The sequence below is a fragment of the Acinetobacter sp. GW821-FHT01E09 genome (assembly GCF_059422385.1).
The window spans coordinates 1,480,284-1,491,776 of record NZ_JBWKWU010000001.1; the positions used below are offsets into that span (position 1 = coordinate 1,480,284).

8 protein-coding genes are annotated in these 11,493 nt (G+C 38.1%); 7 read left to right on the plus strand and 1 reads right to left on the minus strand.

Translation table 11 applies throughout. The features are described 5' to 3' along the window. The first annotated feature begins 24 nt into the window (after nucleotides 1–24). A complete protein-coding gene (locus tag AC07U8_RS06855; RefSeq protein WP_494737561.1) occupies nucleotides 25–381 on the plus strand; it encodes a VOC family protein in 357 nt (118 codons plus the stop codon). A 99-nt stretch (nucleotides 382–480) separates the two neighbouring features. Here the strand turns inward: AC07U8_RS06855 and ahpC are convergent, their stop codons facing one another. Continuing rightward, the gene (gene ahpC, locus AC07U8_RS06860; RefSeq protein ID WP_004721823.1) at nucleotides 481–1,044 is read right to left on the minus strand and encodes an alkyl hydroperoxide reductase subunit C; all 564 of its coding nucleotides are present in this window, start codon (nucleotides 1,042–1,044) and stop codon (nucleotides 481–483) included. A gap of 619 nt (nucleotides 1,045–1,663) precedes the next feature. Between ahpC and AC07U8_RS06865 the strand changes: the two genes are divergently transcribed. The 6 genes from AC07U8_RS06865 to blp2 all read left to right on the plus strand — a co-directional run bounded on the left by AC07U8_RS06865 (nucleotide 1,664) and on the right by blp2 (nucleotide 11,439). Continuing rightward, nucleotides 1,664–5,644, plus strand: coding sequence for a DUF3418 domain-containing protein (locus AC07U8_RS06865; protein ID WP_494737562.1), 3,981 nt, complete (start codon nucleotides 1,664–1,666; stop codon nucleotides 5,642–5,644). A gap of 47 nt (nucleotides 5,645–5,691) precedes the next feature. Further along, a complete protein-coding gene (locus AC07U8_RS06870) occupies nucleotides 5,692–6,807 on the plus strand; it encodes a beta-ketoacyl-ACP synthase III (protein WP_004721819.1) in 1,116 nt (371 codons plus the stop codon). A gap of 188 nt (nucleotides 6,808–6,995) precedes the next feature. Beyond that, the gene (locus AC07U8_RS06875) at nucleotides 6,996–7,778 is read left to right on the plus strand and encodes a lysophospholipid acyltransferase family protein (RefSeq protein WP_056515955.1); all 783 of its coding nucleotides are present in this window, start codon (nucleotides 6,996–6,998) and stop codon (nucleotides 7,776–7,778) included. 42 nt (nucleotides 7,779–7,820) lie between these two features. Continuing rightward, nucleotides 7,821–8,345, plus strand: a complete 525-nt coding sequence (locus AC07U8_RS06880; RefSeq protein WP_494737563.1) for a hypothetical protein — start codon at nucleotides 7,821–7,823, stop codon at nucleotides 8,343–8,345. 59 nt (nucleotides 8,346–8,404) lie between these two features. Then, on the plus strand, nucleotides 8,405–8,803 hold the full coding sequence (locus tag AC07U8_RS06885) for a GFA family protein (protein WP_494737564.1): 399 nt from the start codon (nucleotides 8,405–8,407) through the stop codon (nucleotides 8,801–8,803). Nucleotides 8,804–9,003: 200 nt separating this feature from the next. Beyond that, entirely contained in the window at nucleotides 9,004–11,439 is a 2,436-nt protein-coding gene (gene blp2, locus AC07U8_RS06890) for an Ig-like repeat protein Blp2 (RefSeq protein ID WP_494737565.1), read from the plus strand. Nucleotides 11,440–11,493 lie beyond the last annotated feature (54 nt).

Here is an 11,493-nt window from a genome sequence, read left to right on the forward strand (position 1 = left end):
TTATAAATTTAAGGAGAAACATCGATGGATCAGTCAGCGGCTCGTCAAAAAATTTCCATTAACTATATTGAATTTAAGGTGAAAGACGTCGTACAAAGCAAAAGGTTTTATCAAAACTTAGGCTGGACTTTCACCGACTTTGGCCCTGAATATTGTGAGTTTGATTCAGGGGAGATAAAAGGGGGCTTTGCTCAATCTGATGATGTGCAAAGTTCTGGTGGCGCATTAATTGTTTTGTATAGTGCCCAATTAGAACAAAGCTTAATGTGTGTGAAAGAGGCGGGTGCAACCATCGTACAAGAGCTTTTTAGTTTTCCAGGTGGACGTCGTTTTCATTTTAAAGATTTAGATGGATATGAAATTGCAATTTGGTCGCATTAAATAAAAACCTACAAACACAAAAAACTATACATAAAATCTAATGCAAAAAAACCACGCTAAAAAGCGTGGTTTTTTTATGTGTTTAATCTAATTTAAGAATTAGATTTTACCAACTAAGTCGATTGAAGGAGCAAGAGTTGCATCGCCTTCTTTCCATTTAGCTGGGCAAACTTCGCCAGGATGACCGTGAACATATTGAGCTGCTTTAACTTTACGAAGAAGTTCAGAAGCATCACGACCAATACCACCAGCATTAATTTCGATGATTTGGATTTTACCTTCAGGATCGATAACGAAAGTACCACGATCAGCAAGACCAGCAGATTCAATTAAAACTTCGAAGTTTTTAGCAAGAACCCAAGTTGGGTCGCCAACCATTACATATTCAATTTTTTTGATTTCTTCAGAAGAGTCGTGCCAAGCTTTGTGCGTGAAGTGTGTATCTGTAGAAACAGAGTAGATTTCAACGCCTAATTTTTTGAATTCAGCATAGTTGTCAGCAAGGTCACCAAGTTCTGTTGGGCAAACAAAAGTGAAGTCAGCTGGATAGAAGAAAACTACAGACCATTTACCTTTAAGATCGGCTTCTGTAACTTCGATGAATTGGCCGTTTTGGAAAGCTTGTGCTTTAAAAGGTTTAACTTCAGTATTAATTAAGCTCATCATTATCTCCATGATTGAGGTGTTTATCTAATATTTAACTAGAATAATGAATTTTAGATTATTGGGGAAATAGTATTTTTTTATCGCTAAGATCGGAAAATCAAATTAACGTACTCCAGATACATTTCACCAAAAACCGTTGTTTTGTCAGTATTTCATCAACTAAAGCAAATAAAGATGATGTTTGAATGACAAAGCATCCTTTTTTAATCTGTTACAAACATGATGCTTCTGGGGCTATATTTCAAGGGCGATTTCTAAAAAAGATATAAAATTTATTTCAATGTATAGAATTTGTTCATATAAGATAAATTGAATTTTAACTCCATCACATTTCAATGTTGTATAGCGTGCAAATGATATGGGTGGCTGCTGTTTTGTACTTAAGCATCACCTCAAGCTACCTGATTGATGTAGATCAACCGCAACAGATCTAGGTCTATATGAGTATTTGCAGCCACAGACAGTTGCTTGGTTGAGTGAACTTTAGCAGCTTTTAAATATTATTTTTATAATACATGTATAACGTAAACATGAATTCACTTTGATTGGACTATCTCTCGTGTGCTTTGCAGCGTAAAATATTCCGTTCAATTTTAAGTATTAGGATAATGCATCTGTGCCAAATCAGTTAAATGTCGATCAATGGGTTATGGTACGAGATCGCCATCGTTTAAATCGACTGAAAAAAGGAAAAGATGCTCATCCTGAAAAATTCCAAGAACTGTTTGAGAAATCAAACCGTCAAGTCAAAAAAAGATTAGCCAGTCTACCGACAATTAAACTCAATCAGGATCTACCGGTTACCCAGTATGCAGATAAACTGATTGAAGCGATTCAAAAGCATCAGATTATTATTGTTGCAGGGGAAACGGGTTCTGGTAAAACCACGCAATTACCACAGATAGCAATGCTTGCAGGTCGTGGTTTAACTGGGATGATTGGTCATACTCAGCCTCGACGTCTGGCAGCACGAAGTGTATCGCAACGTATTGCTGAAGAAGTTGGTGAGAAGCTGGGTGAAAGCATCAGTTTTAAAGTGCGTTTTAATGAACAAGGATCAAACGATTCAATCGTTCGCTTAATGACGGACGGTATTCTTCTTGCTGAACTTTCTAATGATCGTTATTTAAATAAATATGACACGATTATTATTGATGAAGCGCATGAGCGTTCATTAAACATTGACTTCATCATGGGTTACCTGAAGCAACTGGTAAAAAAGCGCCCTGATTTAAAAATCATTATTACTTCAGCGACATTAGATGTGAATCGCTTTAGCGAATATTTTAATGGCGCACCGATTTTTGAAGTGGAAGGACGTAGCTTTCCAGTAGAACTGCGTTATCGTCCAATTTCTGAGATGACGATCGGCGGCAGTGATGATGATGACTTTGATGATTTTGAAGAAAATTTACCACGCGCAGTGGTACAAGCTGTAGAAGAATGTTTTAAGGATGCTGAATCTAAGGGGCATCCTGAACATGCGGATATTCTTATTTTTTCAAGCACTGAACAAGAAATTCGAGAACTACAAGAGACCTTACAAAAATTTGGTCCTAAACACACGCAAATTTTACCGTTATATGCACGTTTAGCTTTGGCCGAACAGCAGAAAATCTTTAATCCCTCTGGTGGTGGGCGACGTATTATCATCGCGACCAACGTCGCTGAAACAGCATTGACTGTACCGAATATTCGTTATGTGATCGACAGTGGCTTTGCGCGTATTTCTCGCTATAACTATCGTTCACGGGTGCAGCGTTTACCAATTGAAGCGATTTCTCAAGCTGCTGCAAACCAGCGTAAAGGGCGATGTGGTCGTATTGCACCAGGTGTTTGCATTCGCTTATATAGTGAAGATGATTTTCAAAGTCGTCCAGATTTTACTGAACCCGAAATTAAACGAACCAATTTAGCATCGGTTATTTTACAGATGCAAAGTCTCGGTTTAGGTGCTGTAGAAGATTTTGATTTTATTGAGCCACCAGACCATCGTTTGGTCAATGATGGACGTAAGTTGCTGATTGAATTAGGTGCTATCCATGAAGTGCAAAATTCAAATAATCTTCCTCAAGCGGTTGCACAAAGTGAAAGTGCGGTTTCCCAACAGGGAGCTGTAGTGGGTGCTAAAGCAAAAAACCTTGCTCAACCTGTCACTAAAAAAGCCGAACTTCAAAACAACAGTTTAACCAAAATCGGTCTACAAATGGCAAAAATGCCAATAGACCCACGCCTTGCACGGATGATTCTCGGTGGTGCTCATTTTGGAGTACTGAATGAAGTTTTGATTATTGTTGCTGCGCTTGCAGTACAAGATCCACGCGAGCGTCCTGCTGATAAGCAAATGCAGGCGGATCAAAAACATGCATTATTTAAAGAAGCAGATTCAGATTTTCTATTTTATATTAAACTGTGGAATACACTGACTGAAAATCGTGAAACTTTAAGTGAAAGCAAAAGACGTAATTTTGCCAAACAGCATTTTCTTAGCTGGTTGCGCTTACGCGAGTGGAAGAAAACGCATGAACAATTACTGGATTTAGCACAGGGCTTAAAACTTTCATTCAATGAAAAGACAGCCAGTTATGAAAATTTACATCGTGCTTTATTGACAGGATTATTGTCTTTTATTGCCAATAAAACTGACGAACGTAATATTTTTATGGCAGTTCGTCAGCAAAAAGCCCGAATTTTTCCTGCATCGACCTTACATAAAACCAATACCCCATGGGTAATGGCATTTGAAATGGTCGAAACCTCACAGGTGTATTTACGCACACTGGCAAAAATTGAGCCTGAGTGGATTCTTTTAGCTGCGCCTAACTTATTAAAACATCATTATTTTGAGCCACATTGGGCGAAAAAACCGGGTGTGGTCAATGCTTATGATCAGATTTCATTATTTGGGCTGATCATTGAACCGAAACGCGCCACCAACTATGAAAAAGTGGACCAATTGGCTGCGCATGAAATTTTCTTAAGAGATGCACTAACCACAGGAAACTTGGGAACAACGCCACCATTCTTAAAACATAACCTATTAAAGCTTGAAGAAGTTGAGCGTGTGGAAGACAAACTGCGTCGTCGTGATTTGGTCGTCGATGAAGAAACCATTTATCAGTTTTATGCCGCAAAAGTACCTACAGAAATTGCCAGTCGGCGTAGTTTTGAAGATTGGCGAGCAACAGTAGAGCCGCAGAATCCTCGTTATCTGTTTGTTGATGATGATGATTTATGGATGAATGATCGTCCAACCACGCAACAATTTCCAGATTATTTACATAATGGACAATTACGTTTAGCTGCCAGCTATCGTTTTGATCCAAGTCATGATGAAGATGGCGCAACAGTAAAAATTCCGGTACAAGCCTTAGCGCAAGTTGATGAAAATATTTGGTCTTGGGGAATTCCGGGTTGGCGTTTGGATTTAATCGAAGCGTTATTAAAAGCCTTACCAAAAGATAAACGTCGTAATTTGGTGCCGATTCCAGATACAACCAATAAATTGATCAAAGCAATTGATGCGCAACATTTGCATCAGCATATTTTTGAGTTTTTGGCATTTCAATTACGTGGTGAACAAATTACCAGTAAAGATTTTTCTTTTGAACGTATTGAACAGTACTTAATTCCATTTATCAAAGTAATTGATGAAAAAGGCCGCGTGATTGAAAAAGGTCGTGATCTTGCCGAACTTAAAGCACGTTGTCGTACTGAAACACACAGTCCCGTCAAACAGTTAAAAGGTGAGTTTACTACTTTCCCTGAAAGCTTTGTATTTGAGGCCTCTCAGAAGGTGACAGGGGTTGTGGTTAAACAATATCAGGCATTGGTCCCGAGCAAAGACTTTGCTAAGTTAGAGTTGAAAGATGACTCTGGTATTGTGATTCAGACTTTTAATGATCAAAGTGAGGCGATTAAGCAGCACCGTGAAGGCGTAATTCGTTTGATTCATATGCAATTGGGGGATTTGATTCGTCAATTGAAAAAGCAAATTTCCAAGCCACTGGCATTGGCATATTCACCTTTGGGCGATAAAGCACAACTTGAGCAAATGTTGGTGTACGCAACATTACAAATGGCAATTCAAGATTTACCCATTAATGCTGAAGAATTTGCGATAGTCATGGCTGATGTGAAAAAGTCATTTTTAAGTCATGGTCAGGAAGCATTAAAGCTGATCAGTGAAATTTATATTCAATGGCAGGAAATACGTCAGCAATTGCTGATGTTGGATCAAGATGTATTTGCTAAAAATATGAATGATATTGAAGATCAACTGGATTTAATGAACTTATCCAATTTTGTTTATTCAAAATCTTCCGATATTTGGCAGGAATATCCACGTTATTTAAAAGCATTGTTATTGCGTTTAGATCGATTGCCGAATAATCTAAATCGTGATGATGCTGCAATTAAAGAAGTCGATCCTTGGATGGATAAACTGTTTAAGTTTAAGTCGGATGTTCGTGTTAAAGAAGTCTACTTCATGGTTGAGGAACTACGTATTTCATTATTTTCTCAACCAATGAAAACCAAGATGCCGATTTCGTCAACCAGAATACAAAAAGTATGGGAAAAGCTTGGAATCGGTTAGAATAGAAATAATTTGAAATATTTGTGAATTTAAAAAAGGAGTTTTACATGGGCATCCGTATTACAGGTACAGGTCTGTACCATCCTGAAGAAGTGATTACCAATGAAGAATTGGTGGATTGTTTAAATGCTTATGTGGAACAATTTAACAGTGAAAATGCTGAAAAAATTGAAGCGGGTGAAGTTGTTGCCCGTCGTGGTTCAAGCGCAGAATTTATTGAAAAAGCATCAGGCGTAAAGCGTCGTTATGTCATTGAAAAATCAGGTGTCCTAGACATTAATCGCTTACGTCCCCGTTTAGAAGAACGTTCAGATGAAGAGCTTTCAATCCAAGCAGAGTGGGGCGTAATTGCAGCAAAACAAGCGATGGAAAATGCAGGCGTAACTGCAGAAGACATTGATGTGGTGATTTTGGCTTGTTCAAACTTACAACGTGCTTATCCTGCTGTTGCAATTGAAATTCAAACGGCATTGGGTATTCAGGGCTATGCCTATGACATGAATGTGGCGTGTTCAGCTGCTACATTTGGTTTAAAACAAGCCTACGATGCTGTAAAAACGGGTGCACGTCGTGTGCTATTGGTTAATGTAGAAATTACCTCGGGTCATACTGACTATCGTTCACGTGACTGTCACTTTATTTTTGGTGATGTTGCAACAGCTTCAATTATTGAAGAAACGGACAGCAAAACAGGGTTTGAAATCGTAGATACCCATTTGTTTACCCAATTCTCCAATAACATCCGAAATAATTTTGGTTTCTTAAATGGTTCAGAATTAACTTCTCGTGATGATAAGCAATTCCGTCAAGATGGCCGCAAAGTATTTAAAGAAGTGTGTCCATTGGTTGCGAAAATTATTTCTACGCAATTGGAAAAGAACAGTATTCAACCTGAAAACGTAAAACGTTTTTGGTTGCATCAAGCCAATGCCAATATGAATGAATTAATTTTAAAACTCATTGTCGGCAAAGAAGTTGCAGAAGCGGATCCTGATTTGGTACCAATCATTTTAGATGAGTTTGCCAATACGTCTTCAGCAGGTGTGATCATTGCATTACATCGTAGTGCGGATCAGGTGAATGATGGCGAATATGGTGTGCTGTGTTCATTTGGTGCAGGTTATTCTGTGGGTTCAATCCTTGTGCAAAAGCATGTTGCTTAAATCATAATTTTATAAAATCTCCCTCCTTGTGCCGCGAAAAGCGCAGTTCAGCTACTTTGAAAAAAAGGGGGGAGATTGTCGAGGATTTAAGTTATTTTATTTGTGTAAAGCTCTTCCCTGAAAAAGGAGGAGTCATACGCTTAAGGCCAAGATCAAATAATGTTGAAAAGTATTTGTAGAGATACAGCATGACTGAAAAAACCTTGAAAATACGACACAACGCTAAATTGATTCGATTAATAAGCAGCTTACAGCGCTTTTACTTTCGTCCAACATTTTTAGGTACTGAAAATTTAGTGCCGAATAAACCAGCCATGTATGTCGGTAATCACACCATCTATGGTGTTTTAGATTCTCCGATTCTGATTGATTATTTATTTACAGAACATAAAATCGCAGTGGTCAGTTTAGCTGATCATATGCATTTTCATATTCCGATTTGGAAAGAAGTGGTTAAACGTGTCGGTGGGGTTGATGGTGTACAAGAATATGCCAAAGAAGCGATGCGACAAGGTTATTCGATTCTGGTTTTTCCAGGCGGCGGTCGAGAAGTCATTAAACGTAAAGGTGAAGCCTATCAACTGATCTGGAAGCAACGCTTTGGTTTCTTAAAGTTGGCTCAGGAATTTGGTTATGAAATTGCTCCTTTTGTGGCTTTAGGTGGTGATGAAGTTTTTGATTTAGCTTTTGATGTAAACGTGCTGCTTAAACAAAAGTGGTTTAATAAAATATTATCAAATCCCAAAATAGGTTCATTGCTTAGACAAGGTGAAGTTATTCCTTCGATTCCGAAGCATATTATTCCAAAGCGAATCCCTTTTTATTTTAAATTTATGCCACGGTTATCTATTGACCAGATAGAAAACATGGACGATATGATTGTATTTCGTGATCAATTGCAAGCGAGCATTTATACTGAAATTGAGTCGTTAAAGTCCTATCGAGCACATGACTTGGAACAAAAAACTTAGAACAAAACCCTAGAACAAAAAAACAACCTTTGAGATCGTATAATGTTTGAACTGCATACCAATTTTAAACAGATACTTAATCTATTCAATCTGCGAACTCAACCCATTCAAAGTATTGTGCCTTTTCTTGAAGATCCTTATTATCTCGAATTTTTAGGACAGTGTAGCGATACTGAAATTACCCCTGATATTGATTTATTTGGCTATGAAACTACGATAAAGGAAAACCAGTATTTCGCAGAGCATGTGGAAAATTTATCCCAACAACTATGGAAAATTGGTCGTACAGGTCAAGGTGATGAATGGTTTTTAGATCGGAATAGTTTTGATATTTTATTCTATGATCATGATTTAGGTATGGACTTGGATGAGAATTTAAAACGCGATCAGTTTCAGTCGATGCAAATCAACTTTTTTCAATTTTTACAATTTGCTTTACTTCTGCAAGCGCTGGAACAACACTTGGATAAAAATCCATTATCTACGATTGAGTTAGAGCAATTTCAAGATACCGTGAATCGCATCCATCCTGAACTTTTTTCACGTTATCCATTTGATTATTTATAAGTTATAAGCGTTACAATTGATTGATAAAATGAGTTTACTCACAATATAGAGGAATAAAAATGTATACAGCTTCATGCCTTTGTGGTGGTATTCAACTGAGAATTCATAGTGAAATCCCTCAAATATTTGTCTGTCATTGTCAGCAATGTCAAAAAGCCCAGGGTTCAGCATTTGTGGCGATTACTCCTATTCAGACTAAAGATTTAGAGATTGTTCAAGGACAGGCATTGTTTCAAGAATATTATGCCACTGAAAATAAAAAGCGAACGTTCTGTAAAAGATGTGCATCCCCATTATTTAGTGCGCGTTTAGACCTACCTGAGGTCGTGAGATTACGTGTAGGCATTGTAAATGAGCCTGTTCAAGGCAAGATAGTTTCACATGCGTTTACTGATAACAAAGCTGCTTGGTTTGAAATTTTGGATGATGCCCCACAATTTGCTCAAGTGCTTTGTTAAAGAGTGAAGTTATATGTGAACAACAAGAATGCTGGATATTTATTGTTTAAATAAGATTTTGTGCGCTATCTTACTTATTTTTAAGTATCTGAATTTTATATTTTTATAAATAATTCAGAAATCAGTTTAAGTCATTTGTATATATAAATACCTTCTGTATAATTTTAAAAAAATACACTTTAAATGAATAGAAGGTATAAATGACAAGAATAGTCGTCGCTGCAAAACAAGACAAAATATTACTACAGGATTCTCAAGCAAAAACGGTCAGTTTAGATCAACCCGCTATTATTCAAATTGGTGTCACACAACAAGATGTGAAAACACTAGAGCGACTAGGCGATAAGCTGATTATTAGTTTAAATAATGGTGAGCAAATTGTTTTAGAGGGCTTTTTTCAAGCCAATTCAACCACAACGCATTCTTTAACGTTCCCCAAAGCAGATGGAAGTTTCTCACTTGCTCACTTTGATGCCAATGGAAAATTTACAGACTATAGCGGTTTGCAAAAACTCGATACTTTACTCTATGAAGGCGCCAATACTGCGGCTGTTCAACAAGTCTCTGCCTACGAAGACTCAACCCCTGAGTTTTCATTTTCAAGTCTATTTTCTTCAAGTGCAGTGAAAGCAGGTGTCGGTCTTGTTTCTGCAATTGGTTTAGGTTTGGCATTGATTGATGATGGGGGAAGTAATCAATCAAAGGGTATTACCGACATTATTGCACCGAAAACACCGACTGCAACTTTGAATGCAGAGGGTACTGAAATTAAGGGTACCGCTGAAGCGGGTGCGACTATTTATGTGATTGATAAAAACCAGAAAGTGATTGCCACAGCAGTGGTCGATAAAGATGGAAATTATTCTTTGACATTGCCAGAGGCTTTGCTAAACAACAATACTTATTATATCAATGCAAAAGACAAAGCTGGAAATGCTTCAACCTATACCTCGGTTGTTGGCACGAAAGATACCATTGCACCCAATGAGCCTCAAGGGCAGTTAAATGAGCAAGGAAATATTGTTACTGGTAAAGCAGAAGCGAATGCCACAATTAATGTGTATGACTCAGCAGGTCAACTGATTGGTACTGCAAAAGCCAATGCGCAGGGACAATTTTCTGTTGCCATTTCTCCTGCTTTAACCGCAGGCCAGATCGGTACAGTCGAAGCAATTGATGCATCTGGAAATAAATCAGAAAAACATAATATTGAAGTGGGTAAAGATACTATCGCACCTGATCAACCCAAGTTTGAGGTGTCTAAAGAGGGGACCTCAATACACGGAACAGCAGAAGCAAATGCTAAAGTGATTATTCAAGACTCAACAGGTGCGGTGATTGCAACGGGTACTGTAGACGCCAATGGTAAATTCAATATCACTATTTCTCCTGCTTTAGATGCAAGCAAGACTGGCAAAATTATTATTGAAGATGCTGCAGGAAATAAGTCGAGTGCTGTAGAAATTAAAGCAGGACAAGATGTTTTAGCACCAGATAAACCCGTGGCCAATTTAAATGCTGAAGGCACTGTGATCACGGGTACCGCTGAAGCAAACTCCAAAATTTCAGTCTATGACAGTGCCAATAAATTATTAGGCACAGCAACAACGGATGCAAACGGAAATTATTCTGTCACACTTTCAACAGCGTTGACTGAAGCAAAAGTCGGCAGTGTATATGCAACAGATGCAGCTGGAAATCAGTCAGCGCTTAGCTCTGTAACAGGTACCAAAGATGTAACCGCGCCTGCTAGTCCGAAAATCACAGATGTGGTTGATGATGTGGGGGCAACGGTAGGTTCTGTTGCTGCAAATGGGACGACAGATGACAAGCGCCCTGTGATTTCGGGAACCGGAGAAGCTGGGGCAACTTTGATTATTTATGACAATAATCAGGCGATTGGAACGGTCACAGTCGGTGCAGATAGTAAATGGTCATATAGTTTTGCTTATGATTTAACTCTGGGGAGTCACAGTATTACCACTGTACAAACGGATAAAGCAGGGAATACCAGTTTAGTGAGTGATGCACGAACATTTACTGTAGTCGAAATCGCTGCAAAAATGGCAGTTTTTGATGAAGCGTCAGCTTTTCATGCTGATTTAGCTGATTCAAATATTAACTCAGCTAAAAGTGCTGATGCGATTGGATCAGGTATTTTACATTCTGAGCCAGAAAGTAGCGCTCAAGTATTCGATCAATCGACACCAATAGAAAATCAATTCTCGCAGCTCCATTCAAATGTTTCAGATTTAGATCATACCGCTATAGCTGGCAGTTCAGCTATTCTCAGTACAAGCATAGCGACTGTACTGCAAGATGCGCTTGAGAATACCAAAGTTGACGATATCAAGGTTGACAATATCAAGCTAGCCAATACCAATTCTTATGACAGCACGGCTATTTCAGTCGATGAATTATTGGCAAAGACTTCAGTCAATGATTTAACTACAAATCAGATTGATGATGTGCTTGCTCGAACAATTGATCAAAGTGCTACAACCGTTGTCGATGATGTTAAAAATACTGAATTGGTCGCTTTCAATAAAGCCGAAAATCTATCAGCGCAAGATATACCTGTATTGCAATCTGATCTGATCAAAGATTTGTTTGATCCACAATTACTAACCTTTTGATTGAAAATAACCAGATAAGCACCTACGGGTGCTTTTTTATTGAAACATGGTTTT